We start from the raw sequence: 16,231 nt of genomic DNA, 5'->3' as shown, positions 1-16,231 counted from the left end.
GACCGTTTTACTTGGACGTGTCGTTATAAAATGCCGAGACGTCACGCGTGAGCGCGGCGCGGCTGGCAGGGCGGGTGTAGAGCATATGCCCGCCTTCATAGAGATGCAGCGCGATACGTTCGGCCCCGACTGGGATGTGGTCCTTGGTCCAGCGCGTAGTGCCGAACGGGCAGGCCATGTCGAAATAGCCATTGGCGATGAAGATATGCAGGCTGGGGTCGAGCGCCAGCATCTTGCGCAGGATGCCGACCTGATCGGTCAGTTGTGAGCCGGAGCTGGTGAATTTCCAGGCGCCGTTCACTTCCATGCTCAGCAAATCATAGGTGAGGTCGGTCTTGTAGCCGAGCTCATTGGCCAGATAGCCGCTATAGGCATTGCCATAAGCGCGACCGAAGCCGGACAGCGTCATTTCCGGGCTCTGGCCGTTTTCGATGCCATCGGCATACGGGTCAGGGATCGACTGGGTGAAGTCGTAAATGCCGTACAGGCGGCCATCGCGGCTGCGCACGTCATGCGCAAACGGGTTGGGCTCGCCCATTTCCTTGGTAATGACATCCACCGGCAGGCCGGTGCGGGCGGCTAGATCGGTATAGAATTTCTTCGCGTCATCGCCTTTGGGCGGGGCATTGGCGATGGTGGTCAGATACGGCCCGAGCGCATAGTGATAGGCCTCATCCACCGCCTGCGGCGTCAGCTTGCCGGTTTGCGACAGATGCGAGGCGATGAACGTCGGCAGCGCCATGGCCGAGGCCATCGGGTTGTTCGTGTTGTCCAGAAACTGCATCTGGATAGCGGGCGAGATCATCACGATGCCATTGACGATGAGGTTCTGCTGCTGCTGCAACGCATCAGCTACTTGTGCCGAGCGGATGCCGCCATAGCTCTCGCCCACCAGATAATGCGGCGAGGCCTGACGCCCGTTTTCACCCACCCAGAGCGCAATGGCCTTGGCGAAAGCCTCACCATCCTTGGTGACGCTGTAGAACTGCTCGGCAGCCTTTTTCGGGTCGGTCGGCTGCGAATAACCCGTACCCACGGCATCGATGAACACCATGTCGGTGGCGGGCAGCCAGCTATCCGGGTTGTCGGCCAGATGGGCGCGCGCGCCATCTTCCGGATGATCCGCCGGGAACTGCAGCACGCGCGGGCCAGCCGCACCGAGATTCAGATAGGCCGTGCCTGCGCCGGGGCCGCCATTGAAGAAGAACGACACCGGGCGCGTGTGGGCATTCGCCCCGTCCTTCGTATAGGCCACGTAGAAGACCTTGGCGGAGGGCTTGCCCTCCTTGTCACGCAGCGTGACCGTGCCCGCATGGGCAGTATAGGCAATGCTCTGCCCGCCTGCGGTCAGATGATGCTTGGTGATGGAATCCGCAGGCAGCAGCGCCGCCAATCCCTCCTTCGGCGCCTCGCTCTTGGCAGGCTCAGCTGCGTGGGCGGCGGGGAGGAGGGGCAGGGCGAAGCAGGCCGAAGCCAGCAACGCCGCAACAAGAGTCTTGCGCGACATGCAAAGTCCTTTCGAGTTTGGAACAGTATAACAATCTCGGAAGGGGGTGCAATGCGGGGAGGAGAGGATTAGGGCGCTGCCCCGAAGCCCGCCAAAGGGCCGTCATCCTTTGGAAATCCGTTACGGAGTGTTGGTTCCCGAGTGGCAGCTTTAGCCAGCATCTTAGGTATAGCTGCTTGGTAAAGCTCTCCGGACAGCAGGTATAAGCGCCACAATCTCTTGGTTGCCGAGTGGCGCAATAAGAATGAAGATATTTTCCGGATGTGTGGCCGCAAAAAAAACGGATATTAACATGCAGAAATGTTGGGATCCGACCTCTGATAAGGTCCTTTTCCTTGGGCCACTCACGCATATTGAAGCCATCTGGACTAACTCGCCCAAAGTGTCCCGACGTTTCTGTGAGACAGTGTAGATAAGAAAATGTAGTGTTCTTCGGAAACAACATTAAGCTCAGGGGTGGCGATTCGTGGAACGGAATACGTTGGATGAGTTGGCGCGGCGTCTGGACCTAGCTCGCAAGGGAGGTGGTATTCTGTTTTGCGGCGCCGGGTTTTCCGCGGATTGTCTAAATTTCAAGCCTGATGAAACGCTCGGCGCGGGTGCACAACTACTAGACATCTTTAACACTGCACTTAATCAGATCCCCCCATATAAAAACCTACAAAACGCTGCCGATGCACTTCATGGGAAGATTGCCGACAATGGCATGATGACGCTCCTGAAAGAACAATTCACGGTTTCGAACTCGACCGGCGATATGACCGATCTGTTGCGCTATCCCTGGCAAGTCGTCTACACGACAAATTACGATAATGCGCTCGAGATTGCGGCGCAGGCTGCACGCAGACAGGTCGATTCCCTCAACAACACCGATGACCCCAAAACGGCTACAGCAAATCTCGAGATTATCCATCTGCACGGCTATGTGTCGAAATGGGACATACATAACTTTCGCGAAAGCTGCGTACTTGGTGCCGAAAGTTACTCGAAGCTCACCCATGTAAAGAGCTGGCTTGAACGCTTCCGACGTGACATCGACCAAGCCCAAATAGTGGTTTTTGTCGGGTTCAATGCTGGCGATTTCCACCTCAACCAGGCGATCAACGATCTGACGGGTTTACGCGCCAAAGCCTTTTTCATCAATCGCCCGACCGCCAACGCCGACCCTGATATTGCAGCAGCTCAAATGCGGCTTGGCACCCCACTCTTCATTGGGAGGAGCGGGTTTGCCACCATCATCAAGCAGCTTTTAGCCAAGGAAGCACCGAGAGAGCCACACCTTGCCAGCTTCGTGAAGTATACACCGCCGAATCCCGCCACAACGGTTCCTACACAAGCAGAGATCGAGGACTTGTTTCTCTATGGTAAGATCGAGCCGTCACAACTTGCGCGGGACGCCTCCAACGATGTATCAGAGTACCACATACAACGCAGCGCCGTCCAACATACGCTTGACGCAATCGCAGGTGATATCCGCATCATACTCTATGATGGTTACGCTTGTGATGGCAAATCTATAGTTACAACCGATGTTGCTTATCACCTCTCGGGCGCGAGGCCTGTCTACTTACTGCGGCAGGCTTATGAGAATATACTTAACGAAGTTGCAGAAATTCTGAGCTATGTACCGAACGCCGCACTGATCATTGAGAACTGCTTTGATCTGCCGAGGGAACGGCTCGTGAGCATCGCACGTCAGTTTGATGGCCAGGGCGGCGTTCTGATATTAACAAGCCGGGCAGTTGCGCTAGATGCTAGCTCTGATAGCCTCAGGTCTCTCCTCAATTTCCGGAGTTTTCAAAAAATTACTCTGGCCACACTCTCTCAGGGTGAAGCGCGTGATCTGAGCGAACTGGTCGATCAAATCGCTGGATGGCGTGATTTTCATAAGCTTGATCAAGATGCACGGCTTCGTTTCATTAACGATACATGTCAGGCAAGCCTACCGCATTTTCTTTTGAAGTTACTTCGCTCGGATTACGTTGCTGGACGTTATCGGGAGGAGTTCAGTAAGCTATCTCTCAATAAAGATGAACGAGATGCGGTTATTGCTGCGCTGTATATAACTAATATTGGGGAAAATGTACCGCTCACTTTTCTGTCTAACATGATGGAAATAGACTATGGCGCGCTGATTGACAGGATAAATGTGAGGGCCGGTGATGGCGCTTTTCGCCTTCTCCGCCGAAACGCCGGAATTGTAGAAACCATACCCTCAATCGGGGCTCAGAATATTCTTCAGAATCTGTTCGACGACAAAGAAATAGTTGACACCATAGTATTTGTTCTTAAAAATCTTGCCTCAGTCAACCGAAATCATTTCGAGCAGCGTATGTTCGAGCAACTGATGCGTTTTTCTATTCTTTCTAAGGTCGTCGCTGATAGCGATGCGATTGAAAATTTCTTCGAACATAACAAGCAAAAATTGCAAATCCGACGAAGGCCACTTTTCTGGCTTCAGTGGCACATGGCCAAATGCGAGGTCGGCTCCTTTAATGACGCAGAAAAGTTTCTCAACCAGGGATATACGGAAGCCTCTGAAATCGAGCGCCGCACCAAGGGGACTTACGACCGTCGTCAACTCAACGACCGGCGCGCAAAATTCCTAATGATGCGAGCGGCACAAACCACTCGTGCAACAGCCGACCTGTTTAGAGATTTCAGAGAAGCAATTCTTCTTAATGATAAGGTTCTGCGCCAAAACGACCCGCAGCACTATCCTTTTGAAACTCTAGCAGAGATCGTGCGAACGTATAATCTGGTAAGTGTCCGCTTAGACAGTGGGCATAAAATCCAGATCAAAAGCTGGTTAGAGCCACTCGTGAACTATGGCCGTGAGCGAATTGGCGTGCTGCTACCCGGATATCAAAAGGGCAGGGCTCAATCGGCGATTAATAAGGCTGTCATACAATAGTGAGAGATCGAATAAAATATGGAGAAAGCATTTCGTCTGATTCTTCGAATAGAGACCGTTATAGATCATTTTCACTTGGTTGAATTCATGCGTTCGAACGGAATCTGCTCTCGAGTGATCTGAGATTTCCGTTGAGGGGTTCTTCTAAATAATTGCCACAACATGATAAGAACGCCCGCCTGGTCCAAGGCGGAGGGGATGCTTTCCCCCAAGCGGATGCAACGATATACTGCATTTATCGGGATGAAAGGGGCTTCTGCCCCTTTCCGGGGGGCGGGGCAGAGCCCCGCTTTCCTTTACTTTCCCTTTAAATTCGGTGCCAGCATGGTGCGCGGGTCAACCAGTCGGTCGAAATCGGCTTCGCTGACGGCGTTTAGGGCCAGGGCAGCCTCTTTCAGCGTGCAATCATGGTCCATGGCGTGATGCGCGACTTTTGAGGCCGTGTCGTAGCCGATGGTGGGGGCGAGGGCCGTCACCAGCATGACGGACTCCGCCACATAGCGCTCAATGCGGGCGAGATTCGGCTTGGTGCCTTCAATCAGGAAGGTGCGGAAATTCTCGCTGCCGTCATGCAGCAGGGTGATGCTCTGCATGATGTTCTGGATGATGAGTGGCTTATAGACGTTCATTTCCAGCAGGCCACCGGCGCCACCGAACCCAACCGCCACGTCATTGGCCATCACCTGCACGGCCAGCATGGCCAGCGCTTCGACCTGGGTCGGGTTAACCTTGCCGGGCATGATGGACGAGCCGGGCTCGTTCTCGGGCAGATGCAGCTCGGCAAAACCGGCGCGCGGGCCGCAGGAGAGCAGGCGGATATCGTTCGCGATTTTATAAAGCGCGCCTGCCGTGGTGCGCAGCGCGCCAGAGAAATGCACGAGTGCATCATGCGCGCCTTGCAGGGCGAATTTGTTTTCGCCGCTGATAAAGGCGGCATCGCTCAGGCGGGCAATTTCGGCGCAGGCACGACCGGCAAAGGGGGCATCGGTGTTGATGCCGGTGCCAAGTGCTGTGCCGCCAAGGGCGAGGGGGTAGAGACCCTTTTCGGCTTCCTGAAGGCGGGCGATGTTCTCGCGCAACATTCCGGCATAGCCGTGGAATTCCTGACCCAGCGTGACCGGCACGGCATCCTGCATATGGGTGCGGCCAATCTTGACGATGTCCTTCCATTCCTCGGCCTTGGCCTCGATGGATTCCGCCAGACGGGTCAGGGCCGGGATCAACCTGCGACGGCTGCCCAGCACGACGGCCACATGCATGGCGGTGGGGAAGTTGTCGTTGGAGGACTGCGACATGTTGACGTGGTCATTGGGATGAACCGGGCGCTTGCTGCCCAGAGCCTCGCCGGAAAGCTGGCAGGCGCGGTTCGAGATGACCTCGTTGATGTTCATGTTGAACTGGGTGCCAGAGCCGGTCATCCAGACATGAAGCGGGAACATGTCGGCGTGCTGACCGGTCAGGATTTCATCGCAGACTGTGGTGATCAGATTGTACTGCGTCTCACCCAGACGGCCGCTCTGATGGTTGGCGCTCGCACAGGCGCGCTTGACGATGGCATAGGCCTCGATCATCTCGCGCGGCATCAACTCGCGGCCGATGCTGAAATAATGAAGCGAGCGCTGCGTTTGCGCCCCCCAGAGCTTGTCGGCCTGGATTTCGATTTCGCCGAGGCCGTCGCTTTCAATGCGTGTATCGGTCATGTCAGATCTTCTCATAAGCACAATATTCGGGCGTCCAGACCAGAGACTGGATGCGTTCAAGCAATTCGTCATCGCTGAAAGAGGGGCAAACGCCATCTTCACGCGCCTGACGGGCGGCGGCTTCGGCCACGGCCAGAGCCACCTTGCGCAGCTGCGTGACGGGCGGCAGCAGATTGCCATCGGGGTTGCTGCGCAGCGGTGAAAGCGAAGCAAGCCCGCGGGCTGCGGCCATGAACATGGAATCCGTCACGCGGGTCGCGCCGGTGGCCAGCAGGCAGAGCCCGAGACCGGGGAAGATATAGGCGTTGTTGGTCTGGTCCACGCGATGGGTGCGGCCATGCAGGTCGAGCGGCGGAAAGGGGCTGCCCGTGCTGACCAGTGCGCGCTCATCCGACCAGGCCATGATGTCCTCGGGGGTCGCTTCGGAATGGGAGGTCGGGTTGGATAGGGGGAAGATGATCGGGCGTTTGCAGGTCTTGCTCATCTCGCGCACGATGGTCTCGGTAAACAGCCCCTTCACGCCGGACACGCCAATCAGGATGCTGGCCTTGCACTCGCGCATGACACTTTCGAAATCGGTGGGGCGGTCTTTCCAGTCCTTGCGGGCAAAAAGCGCCTGACCGTCGGTCAGCCCTTCGCGCCCGTCCAGCAACAGCCCGTCCTGATCGAGCATGTAGAAGCGGGCCAGCGCGTTTTCCTCGCTCGCGCCCTCGTCGAGCATGACCTGAAGCAGCAGCTTGGCAATGCCCACACCCGCCGAGCCCGCGCCCAGCATGACGATGGTCTCGTCCTTGAGCTTGCCGTCATGGGCCGCATTGGCGCTTAGAATGGCGGCAGTGGTGACGGCCGCCGTGCCCTGGATGTCATCATTGAAGGTGCAGAGCCGGTCGCGATAGCGCTCAAGAATGGGGGCCGCATTGGCGCCGCTGAAATCTTCCCAGTGCAGGGCCACATGGGGCCAGCGTGTCTGCACGGCGGTCACGAAACGCTCGATGAAGGCGTCATATTCTGCGCCGCGTACGCGCTCGTGACGCCAGCCGATATAGGCCGGGTTCTGCAGCAGATCCTGATTATTGGTGCCGGTATCGAGCACGATCGGCAGAGTCTGGTCAGGCGAGATACCCGCGCAGGTGGTGTAGAGCGACAGCTTGCCAATGGGGATACCCATGCCGCCTGCGCCCTGATCGCCCAGGCCAAGGATACGCTCACCGTCTGTGACGACAATCACACGCACATCGTCATAGGCCGGGTTGTCGAGGATATCTTCCATCGACTCGCGCTCGGGGTAGCTCAGGAACAGGCCGCGCGGACGACGCCAGATCTCGGAGAAACGCTGACAGGCTTCACCTACGGTGGGGGTATAGACCAGCGGCAGCATGGCATCGATCTTGCGGGTCAGCAGCGCGTAGAACAGCGTTTCGTTCGTATCCTGCAATTCGCGCAGATGCACATGGCGTGCAAAAGGCGAGGGCAGGGCATCGAGGAATTTCAGCGCCGCCTCAACCTGCTGGTCCAGCGTCTGGACGGCTTTGGGCAGGAGGCCATGCAGCTCGAAAGCGTCACGCTCCTCGCTGGAAAAGGCGAGGCCCTTGTTGAGGAAGGGATGGTTGAGCAGATCCTGCCCCGAGAGCGCAACAGACAGCGTTCTGGTCATGGGCTTGTCTCCGGAAAAAATGGTCGGGGCGGTTTCGCCAGAAATCGCGGGCAGGAAGAAAAACATATGCTGAGTCATGTGGCGAGCCCTGATAGAGCTAACGTGATCGCAGCGTTATTATCCCGGCATTGTTTTCCTGCCCCGCCCTCTGTGTTGTCGGTCCAATAGGGTGGCTGTTGCGCCGGGGTGGAATTACCGGTGCGTGATTAAGGGTGCGTGATTACTGGCGCGACGGTATGTCCGACCACAGGTCGACTTTCATGCCCGGTGGGCGCGTTGCGGTGTAAACCCCTCTCGCGACGGCGCGGGCCAGCACATCGGCGGCGATACTGCCCAGACGAGCCACCATCAGAGCCCGCCCTTCGTCCTTTATCGTGCGGCGCTGCGTTGAGAGTGCGAAGATCGTATCGCCATCGAAAGGCGAGTGGACGGGGTGAATGGCCCGGGCGAGCCCATCCTGTGCCATCATGGCAATGCGCTTGAGGTCGTCCTGGTCGAGGGTCGCATCCGTGGCGATGCTGGCCAGAGTCGTGTTGGCACGTGGGGCGGGGTCGAGTTTCGTGCCGGTCCAGTCATCGGGGGCGACGTTGGCGGAGGAGATTCCAAGGCCGCCAAACTCCTGCCCCTGCTCGAAAGGGGCGGCCCAGAACTGACGCTGGTGCGGAGGTGTCACGGCACCAAGGCTGTTGACGGCAACAAGGGCTGCAACTGTGATTCCATCGGCCGTGACCCAGGAGGCTGAACCAATACCCCCCTTGAGCCGGCCCGATGTCGCACCGTATCCCGCGCCAATTGTGCCAAGTTTGAGGTTGGGCTGCGCATCGCGCACGGCCTGCATACCGAGGGCCCGATAGGGTGGGGTTTCGCCCCAGTTCTTGTCTCCGCCATTATCAAGGTCATACAGGATGGCCGCTGGAACGATGGGTGAGACGGGCACACCCGCAACACGGCGCATGGCAAAGCCACGCCCCTGCGCGCCGAGCCATGCGGCCACCCCATCGGCAGCGGCCAGGCCGTAAACCGACCCGCCCGAGAGGGTGAGGGCATCGATGCGATGGACGAGATTCCAGCCATTCAGCGCGTCGGTTTCACGCGTGCCGGGACCGCCGCCGCGCACATCGACAGCACAGGGTACGGGCTGGTCCGGCAGAATGACGGTCACACCAGTGCGGCGCACGCTGTCCTGCGCCTGCCCGATCTTGAGGCCCGCAACATCGGCGAGTGTGTTGGATTGCCCCACATGGCCGTGTGACGCAGCGCGGGTCTTGCGTGTGCTCGCAAGCGCTGTCGCTGCCAGGCTGGCAAGGCAGAAAGCACGGCGTTTCATGGCGGGGGTCCTTCGGGCACATGCGGGTTCGGGCGGGCCAAACTAGAGCGATTACGCGCAAGGGAGCAATGAAGGACCTGCACTGGCCCGCAGTGAGTTAGCCAGCACCACAAGGCGGTGCGGCTTCCGGAGGAAACATCATCCAGCCTAAAAGAAAAAAGCGCCTTCGGTCCCGTAGGGGAGCGAGAGGCGCTTTCTCCGTTTCGCAACAGACCGGGTCCTGAAGGCTTCAGACAGGAAGCTGGTGGTGGTCAGCGTTCATGACCGCCGCCAGCCAAGGCCTGATTAAGCGCTCAGATGTAATGCTCGCTCAGCGGGGCAAAGCCGTTGAAGCCGGTGGAGCAGTAGGTGGTGACATAAGCGCCGGTGGTCAGCAGCTCGATACGGTCCCCCGAGTTCAGGGCGTGTGGCAGCTGAACGCGGTTCTTCTCATACATGATATCGACGCCATCGCAGCTCGGGCCGGCAACGACCGTCTCACCCGTGGGCAGACCGTCATGCGGGGTGCGGAAACGATAGCGGATGGCCTCGCCTTCGGTCTCGGCCAGACCGCCGAAACGACCGATATCGAGATAGACCCAGCGCGGATCGCTCTCCTTGCCACCACGACGGCTGACAAGCACGACTTCGGTCGAGACGACCCCGGCTTCAGCTACCATGAAGCGGCCGGGTTCAATCAGCATCTGCGGCAGGGCGTTGCCGAAATGCTCGGTCATGGCGCGACCAATGGCCAGACCGAACTGTTCGATCTCGGGAATGTCGTCGCGGTAACGCACGGGGAAGCCGCCACCGAGATTGACCATCTTGAGGTCGATGCCAGCCGCCGAGAGATCGGTGAACAGCATGGCAACCTTGGCAATCGCCGCCTCATAGGCAGCCGTGCTGGTCTGCTGGCTACCCACATGGAAGGATAGGCCATAGGGCTCGAGGCCGAGCTCGACCGACTTCAGCAGCAGATCCCTGGCGTGGTTGACCGTGGTGCCGAACTTGCGCGACAGCGGCCAGTCAGCGCCTTCATTTTCGACGGCAAGGCGGCAGAAAACGCGCGAGCCGGGGGCGTGTTCAGCCAGCTTCGCCAGCTCTTCCTCGCTGTCGAAAACGAACAGGTCGACGCCAAGACCGAACGCCTCGCGAATGGACGAGACCTTCTTGACGGTGTTGCCAAACGAAATCTGGCTGGGCTGTGCGCCAGCGGTAAGGCACTGGTGGATTTCACCAATGGAGGCCGCGTCGAAAGAGGAGCCCAGACGCACGAGGCGCTCAAGGATCGGGGCAGCCGGGTTGGCTTTGACGGCGTAATAGATCTGCGCAAGCGGCAGGGCATCACGCAGGGCATGATAGCGTGCCTCGACATGATCGACATCGACCACGAGGCAGGGGGTTGCCGGCTGCTGCTCGGCAAGATAGCGGACGATTTTCGGAGTCATGAGTCACTCCTCCCGAAATCCGCCCGGAACTGCACGGGCGGAATTGTTGCGAAACGGTCGAACGGACCGGCGATCAGGACGAGGCTGAGTGCTCATGAAAGTGAGCAGGATCAGCCCGATTGCCAGAACGCTTGACGTCGTTGCGTAACCTACAGAGGGCCAGTGGCACGTGCGTTGCTGCGTGCGGCGCATATGGGACCAAAGCCCCCCTGTTGCAACTAAAAAATGGGCCGGACTTGTATTTTTCACATGGGGGCCGCAGTTGTCGCGTTTCAACGTCGGTGGGCCTGCAACGTTTCTCGTGCCGGGGCGTCATTCCGACAGTAAATCTGTGCCGTGCGTCGGGTGACATATGCTGTGTTCATCAGGCGGAACGGGGCCGCATTGATAGAAGGAAGTATTAGTGGACGAGTCACCGACCCAGAAAACTCAGTTGTCGCGAGCTGCTGCAGAATCGGGCGGTGCCCTTGGGGAAGCACGTCCGACCGAGCTTGATACGACTGCAACGCACATTGCAGTCTCGGCCGGGCCCGCAGAGAATGCCTCGGCTGCGCAGGATGACGTTTCGGATGAGGCGCTTGGCCGCGAAGCACCTGGCACGGGTGCGCGTAGCCCTATCCATATGCCGCTGGGTGGATGGAAGCTGGTCATGCGCCAGACATTCAGCAATCTGGGTTCCAGCCAGACCAGTCTCTCGGCCGCAGGTTGCGCCTTCTACGCCACGCTCTCCCTGTTTCCGGCGATCTCGTCCCTGATTTCGGTCTATGGGCTGATCTTTGATCTGCAGACGGTCGAGCCGCAATTGAATGTGTTGCGCAATCTGCTTCCGCCGACCGCGTTTGACCTGATTGCTTCGCAGATTCACACACTTATCGCCCAGCCCCATTCGTCACTGACTGTCGGTCTGATATTTTCCACGGCCATAGCGTTATGGTCCGCATCAGCCAGCACCAAATCTGTGCTGTCGGCGCTCAATCTTGCCTATGATGTTCTGGAGACACGCGGTTTTTTCAGGTTTCAGTTTCTGGCCCTGGGCGTGACGTTTGGCGCCGTTGTCGGCGCGTGCATGACGCTCGCACTCATGGTGGCTTTCCCGGCGCTGATTGATTACCTGCCCGATCTGCTCAACCGGTTTGGTTTGCGCAACCTCCCGCCGGAAATCCTGTATCTCACTGATTATCTGATGAGCTACAGCACGCGTTATATCGTGCATTTTGGCGCACCGGCCCTGATGCTCCTGTTTGTCTTCATCGCCGTATCGCTGCTGTTCCGGTATGGGCCCTGCCGCGACAAGCCTGACTGGCGCTGGATTGTTCCTGGCTCGCTGATCGCCACTTTCCTGTGGGTACTGACGTCTCTGGCCTTCTCTTATTATGTCAGTCATTTTGCGAGTTATGGCTCGACCTATGGCCCCCTTGGTGCGGTGGCTGCCATCATGATGTGGTTCTTCGTGGGCACCTATGTCGTGTTGTTCGGGGCGGAGCTCAACGCAGGGCTTGAGGACCGGATGAAAGGTTTCAACCCCAAAGTCCCTGGCATCACCCGTGTACAGGAAGAAACGGAACCTGCAACGGCGCAAACCGAAGCCTGAGTGCAAGGCTCTGGTTCTGGCGGTACGAAAAAAGGCGTCAGGGATTCCTGACGCCTTCGCTGTTTCGATCTGTCGCCCTGCGGTGTAGAGCCGGCAGAGACCGGCCAGTTTTTCCCGGGGGTGATACGGACTTATTTGTGGTGGTGCCGAACGTGGTGCGGTGTGGCTGCCTTGGCTTCATGATGCGTCATGACAGGCGTTACGGCGTCCAGTGCCTGTGCATTGGTGTCGTCAGCTTCGGCTTCGGCGACTTCGATAGGTTCATCTTCCTTGATTGGAGATCCGGCAGGGATCGGTGCAATCTTCACATGTGCCGTGCCACTGCCCAGCATGCCAATTTCTGCGGCCGCTGCATGAGAGAGGTCGATGATGCGGCTATTGAAAGGGCCCCGATCATTGACCGTGACGATGACTGATCGCCCTGTATCCTCATTCTGTACAAGAACCTTTGACCCCATGGGCAGGGTCGGATGGGCTGCGGTCAGGGCATGACTGTCAAGGCGCTCACCGCTGCTGGTGCGGTGGCCGGCCAGACGTCGACCATACCAGCTTGCAACCCCGTGTTCCGACCAGGCCAGAACATTATGGCTCGCTAAGGCAATACGATGGGCGCGCTTGGCGAGGGCCAGGCGTACCGAGGAAGCCCAGGGCGCGTGATCCGGGGTGCCTTGGATAAGTTGTTCGGGCTGTGCATTTGCGGCGGCATGGGCTGCATGTTTCGGTGCGAGCACTGTGCAAAGCAGAGCGATACCGCCGATTCGGGCGCGGAGACGCATCTTGCAGCGTTCCGTGGAACTGAAAGCGAGTTTTCTGCTTTTGATTGATGTCACGACAGCGTACAGCCTTTTGCCCAGTTACTCCGAACGAACGATTGCCCCGACAAGCCGAGGCGGCGAACGACGTGTGTATCACAGACCGGCTCGATCACGAAATCCTGAGGCGGGGCAGGGCTCCTGTACCGCATCATCACCGTGAAACAGGTGCCTGTCTGTCTCCTTTGTGGCAAGTGAGCCTATAAACAGGGCAGGAATGAGGCGTAAACCGGCTCGGCGGTACGCTAAGGCTTTTATGCCCCATGCGAAAGTGCTACGGGCTCCTTTCATGATTCGCCCGATGATTGCCGTGCTCAACGGCCCCAACCTCAACATGCTTGGTATGCGCCAGCCGGAAATCTACGGTCATGCGACGCTGGACGACCTTGAACAGGTTTGTATCCAGGCAGCCGAGCAACTCGACGTCGCCATCGATTTTCGTCAGACGAATATCGAGGGTGAACTGGTTTCCTGGATCCAGGAATGCCGGGGAAGGGCGCGTGGCATCGTGATCAATCCAGCGGCCTATGGCCATACCTCCATCGCTCTGCTCGATGCGCTGCTGGCCACCGGTCTGCCGACGGTGGAGGTTCATATCTCCAATATCCATCGCCGCGATGCCTTTCGTCACCACACCTATACCTCCCAGGCCGCAATTGGCGTAATCTGCGGGTTTGGTGTGCGTGGCTATGCCATGGCATTGCGTGCACTCTATGACATGATTGAAGACGAGGACGAACGATGAGCCGTATGCTCGTGGACGCGGATGCCATCCGGGCATTGGCTGATATTCTGACCGAAACCGGACTGACCGAGATCGAGGTCGCGGAAAAGGACAGCCGCATTCGTGTGGCCCGCAATGCCGGTGGTCAGGTTGTGCACGCTATGGGCGCGGCCCCTGTTGCCGCAGCACCGGTTGCAGCGCCTGCTCCGGCTGCTGCGCCGGTCGATGCCGCAAGCCACCCCGGTGCCGTCAACAGCCCGATGGTCGGTATTGCCTATCTGGCGCCCGATCCATCGGCACCGCCCTTCGTGCAGGAAGGTCAGGCCGTGACAGCCGGTCAGACCCTGATGCTGATCGAGGCCATGAAGACCTTCAATCAGATCAAGGCGCCGCGTGGCGGCACATTGAAGCGTATCCTGGTTTCCAGCGGTGACCCGGTTGAATTCGGCGAAGCGCTCGCCATCATAGAATAAGCATTACTGACTGAGTCTGGGGCCTGATGTTTTCCAAGATCCTGATCGCCAATCGCGGCGAAATCGCGCTTCGCATCCTGCGCGCCTGCCGTGAACTGGGCATTGCAACGGTTGCCGTGCATTCCACGGCCGATGCCGATGCCATGCATGTCCGACTGGCGGATGAGGCGGTCTGCATCGGCCCGCCTTCGTCGCGCGAATCCTATCTGAACGTAGCGGCCATCCTCTCCGCAGCGACCATCACCGGGGCAGAAGCCATTCATCCGGGGTATGGCTTCCTGTCCGAGAATGCCGATTTTGCCGAGACGGTCGAGGAGCATGGCTTCGTGTTCATCGGCCCGACCGCCCATCATATCCGTACGATGGGTGACAAGATCATGGCCAAGACCACTATGCGTGAGCTTGGTGTGCCGCTTGTGCCTGGCTCTGATGGTGCCTTGCGCGATCTGGCAGCAGCGCGGGAAGTTGCCGCAAAGGTCGGCTATCCTGTGCTGATCAAGGCCGCCGCCGGTGGCGGTGGTCGCGGCATGAAGGTCGCTCAGACCGAGGATGAGATCGAGGAAGCCTGGTCGGTTGCTCGTACCGAGGCACGCGCAGCGTTTGGTAATGACGAGGTCTATCTCGAGAAATATCTCGACAAGCCGCGTCATATCGAGCTGCAGATCATGGCCGACACGCATGGCAATGTCGTGCATTTCGGCGAGCGTGACTGCTCGCTGCAGCGTCGCCACCAGAAGCTCCTGGAAGAGGCTGGCTCACCCGTTCTGACCGCCGAAGAGCGTGACGCGATTGGCGCCACCGCAACGTCAGCGTTGAAGAAGATGGGCTATCGCAATGCCGGTACGCTCGAATTCCTGTATCAGGACGGCCAGTTCTGCTTCATCGAGATGAATACGCGTCTGCAGGTCGAGCATCCGGTGACCGAGATGGTCTGCGATGTCGATCTGGTACGTGAGCAGATCCGTGTCGCGGCTGGCGAAGCCCTCGGTTACGAGCAGTCGGACATCACGTTCAGCGGTCATGCCATCGAGTGCCGCATCAATGCTGAAGACCCCGAGACGTTCATGCCTAACCCGGGCACGATCAAGGTGTTCCATGCACCAGGCGGGCTGGGTGTGCGCATCGATAGCGCCATCTATGCGGGTTATCGCGTGCCCCCTTACTACGACAGCATGATTGCCAAGCTCATTGTCCATGCGCCGACCCGTGCGGAAGCCATTGCCCGCATGATGCGTGCGCTGGATGAATGTGTGGTCGATGGCGTAAAAACGGTCATTCCGCTGCATCGCAAGATTCTGGCGGACCCGCAGTTCCAGAAGGGTGACTACACGATTCACTGGCTGGAAAAATTCGTCGACTCACTCAAGAAGTAAGAAGCGCAAGGAAAAGCCCCGATGTCGGTATGTGTTGAAACCTTTGTTCTCACCTGCCGCTCGGGCAGCGTTCCTCAGGTTGTCGCCGCGCTTGAGGCGCCACTTGTGGGGCGTGCCGGTTTCCTTGGATGCTGGACAACCGAACTGGGCATCCTGAATCAGGTTGTCGTCATGTTCGAGAAGCTGCCGGACGACATCGTGTGGCCCGGCTCTGATCACGGCGTGCAGGGCATTGTGCAGCAGGAATGGACGCTCCACGCTGGAACGTCCCCGCAGCCCGGCACGCATGGCGGTGCCTATGAATGGCGTCTCTATGATATCCTGGACGGGTGCGAGGCGCAGGTCGTCGGTCTGATGGAGGCCTCGACCCCCGCGCGGGCCGAAATCTCCCCCGCCTATGCCGTCATGACCGCCTCCCAGGGCGCATCACGCCTCCTTCACATCTGGCCCTATGCCGATCTCGCTGACCGTGCTGCCAAGCGGAAGCTGGCGGTGGAAAGTGGTGCATGGCCGCCAAAAAATATCCTGCCCCTGCTCGGCACCATGCAAAGCAGCATCCTGACGCCAGTGGCTTTCTCGCCGAGCCGTTAGCGGTAACGCCGTTGGGGCTTAACGCCCAGCGCGTCGGATGACCGAAGCGCGGGAAGGGATGTCGTTCCATCCTGGGCAGGGACCAACGGTGACGGGTCCGTTCGGCTGAGTGGCCAGATTGTTGCGCCAGCAAATCTC

12 protein-coding genes are annotated in these 16,231 nt (G+C 58.7%); 6 read left to right on the top strand and 6 right to left on the bottom strand.

Features of this window, described 5'->3' with window-relative positions; translation table 11 throughout:
* Positions 1–7 precede the first annotated feature (7 nt).
* Positions 8–1,507, bottom strand: a complete 1,500-nt coding sequence (locus tag ED655_RS12655) for a S10 family peptidase (protein WP_122050462.1) — start codon at positions 1,505–1,507, stop codon at positions 8–10.
* Positions 1,508–1,973: 466 nt separating this feature from the next.
* On the opposite strand from ED655_RS12655, the gene ED655_RS12650 reads away from it, so the two are divergent.
* Positions 1,974–4,421, top strand: a complete 2,448-nt coding sequence (locus ED655_RS12650) for an SIR2 family protein (protein ID WP_122050461.1) — start codon at positions 1,974–1,976, stop codon at positions 4,419–4,421.
* Between the two features lie 296 nt (positions 4,422–4,717).
* Here ED655_RS12650 and ED655_RS12645 read toward each other — a convergent pair whose 3' ends face one another.
* The 4 genes from ED655_RS12645 to ED655_RS12630 all read right to left on the bottom strand — a co-directional run bounded on the left by ED655_RS12645 (position 4,718) and on the right by ED655_RS12630 (position 10,529).
* The gene (locus ED655_RS12645) at positions 4,718–6,121 is read right to left on the bottom strand and encodes a class II fumarate hydratase (protein WP_122050460.1); all 1,404 of its coding nucleotides are present in this window, start codon (positions 6,119–6,121) and stop codon (positions 4,718–4,720) included.
* Position 6,122: 1 nt separating this feature from the next.
* Entirely contained in the window at positions 6,123–7,775 is a 1,653-nt protein-coding gene (locus ED655_RS12640; protein WP_122050519.1) for an NAD-dependent malic enzyme, read from the bottom strand.
* A 220-nt stretch (positions 7,776–7,995) separates the two neighbouring features.
* Entirely contained in the window at positions 7,996–9,102 is a 1,107-nt protein-coding gene (locus ED655_RS12635) for a P1 family peptidase (protein ID WP_122050459.1), read from the bottom strand.
* Positions 9,103–9,395: 293 nt separating this feature from the next.
* Positions 9,396–10,529 (bottom strand): type III PLP-dependent enzyme, encoded by a 1,134-nt coding sequence (locus tag ED655_RS12630; protein WP_023979557.1) that lies wholly within the window; start codon positions 10,527–10,529, stop codon positions 9,396–9,398.
* A gap of 622 nt (positions 10,530–11,151) precedes the next feature.
* Here ED655_RS12630 and ED655_RS12625 point away from each other — a divergent pair.
* Positions 11,152–12,120: a YihY/virulence factor BrkB family protein gene (locus tag ED655_RS12625; protein ID WP_122050518.1), complete on the top strand. Its 969-nt coding sequence runs from the start codon at positions 11,152–11,154 to the stop codon at positions 12,118–12,120.
* A 131-nt stretch (positions 12,121–12,251) separates the two neighbouring features.
* Here ED655_RS12625 and ED655_RS12620 read toward each other — a convergent pair whose 3' ends face one another.
* Positions 12,252–12,896 (bottom strand): septal ring lytic transglycosylase RlpA family protein, encoded by a 645-nt coding sequence (locus ED655_RS12620; protein WP_122050458.1) that lies wholly within the window; start codon positions 12,894–12,896, stop codon positions 12,252–12,254.
* 325 nt (positions 12,897–13,221) lie between these two features.
* Between ED655_RS12620 and aroQ the strand changes: the two genes are divergently transcribed.
* Genes aroQ through ED655_RS12600 form a run of 4 tightly spaced genes read left to right on the top strand, consistent with a single transcriptional unit; the run spans position 13,222 to position 16,093 of the window.
* Positions 13,222–13,677 carry a type II 3-dehydroquinate dehydratase gene (aroQ, locus tag ED655_RS12615; RefSeq protein ID WP_023979560.1) on the top strand — a complete coding sequence of 152 codons (456 nt, stop codon included), beginning with the start codon at positions 13,222–13,224 and terminating at the stop codon, positions 13,675–13,677.
* Positions 13,674–14,129: an acetyl-CoA carboxylase biotin carboxyl carrier protein gene (locus ED655_RS12610; protein ID WP_122050457.1), complete on the top strand. Its 456-nt coding sequence runs from the start codon at positions 13,674–13,676 to the stop codon at positions 14,127–14,129. Before aroQ ends, ED655_RS12610 begins: the two co-directional genes overlap by 4 nt.
* A 26-nt stretch (positions 14,130–14,155) precedes the next feature.
* Positions 14,156–15,502 (top strand): acetyl-CoA carboxylase biotin carboxylase subunit, encoded by a 1,347-nt coding sequence (gene accC, locus ED655_RS12605; protein ID WP_062165080.1) that lies wholly within the window; start codon positions 14,156–14,158, stop codon positions 15,500–15,502.
* 21 nt (positions 15,503–15,523) lie between these two features.
* Positions 15,524–16,093, top strand: coding sequence for an NIPSNAP family protein (locus tag ED655_RS12600; RefSeq protein ID WP_122050456.1), 570 nt, complete (start codon positions 15,524–15,526; stop codon positions 16,091–16,093).
* Positions 16,094–16,231: the final 138 nt, after the last annotated feature.

This window comes from Asaia bogorensis (assembly GCF_900465345.1).
In the GTDB taxonomy this organism is placed as follows: Bacteria; Pseudomonadota; Alphaproteobacteria; order Acetobacterales; family Acetobacteraceae; genus Asaia; species Asaia bogorensis_A.
This window is presented reverse-complemented; position numbering and strand designations above follow the sequence as displayed.

Coding starts and splice junctions, on each gene's coding strand:
- ED655_RS12635 (WP_122050459.1), bottom strand. CDS start 9,102: ATGAAACGCCGTGCTTTCTGCCTTGCCAGCCTGGCAGCGACAGCGCTT.
- ED655_RS12600 (WP_122050456.1), top strand. CDS start 15,524: ATGTCGGTATGTGTTGAAACCTTTGTTCTCACCTGCCGCTCGGGCAGC.
- ED655_RS12645 (WP_122050460.1), bottom strand. CDS start 6,121: ATGACCGATACACGCATTGAAAGCGACGGCCTCGGCGAAATCGAAATC.
- ED655_RS12655 (WP_122050462.1), bottom strand. CDS start 1,507: ATGTCGCGCAAGACTCTTGTTGCGGCGTTGCTGGCTTCGGCCTGCTTC.
- ED655_RS12625 (WP_122050518.1), top strand. CDS start 11,152: ATGCCGCTGGGTGGATGGAAGCTGGTCATGCGCCAGACATTCAGCAAT.
- ED655_RS12640 (WP_122050519.1), bottom strand. CDS start 7,775: ATGACCAGAACGCTGTCTGTTGCGCTCTCGGGGCAGGATCTGCTCAAC.
- ED655_RS12620 (WP_122050458.1), bottom strand. CDS start 12,896: ATGCGTCTCCGCGCCCGAATCGGCGGTATCGCTCTGCTTTGCACAGTG.
- accC (WP_062165080.1), top strand. CDS start 14,156: ATGTTTTCCAAGATCCTGATCGCCAATCGCGGCGAAATCGCGCTTCGC.
- ED655_RS12630 (WP_023979557.1), bottom strand. CDS start 10,529: ATGACTCCGAAAATCGTCCGCTATCTTGCCGAGCAGCAGCCGGCAACC.
- aroQ (WP_023979560.1), top strand. CDS start 13,222: ATGATTCGCCCGATGATTGCCGTGCTCAACGGCCCCAACCTCAACATG.
- ED655_RS12610 (WP_122050457.1), top strand. CDS start 13,674: ATGAGCCGTATGCTCGTGGACGCGGATGCCATCCGGGCATTGGCTGAT.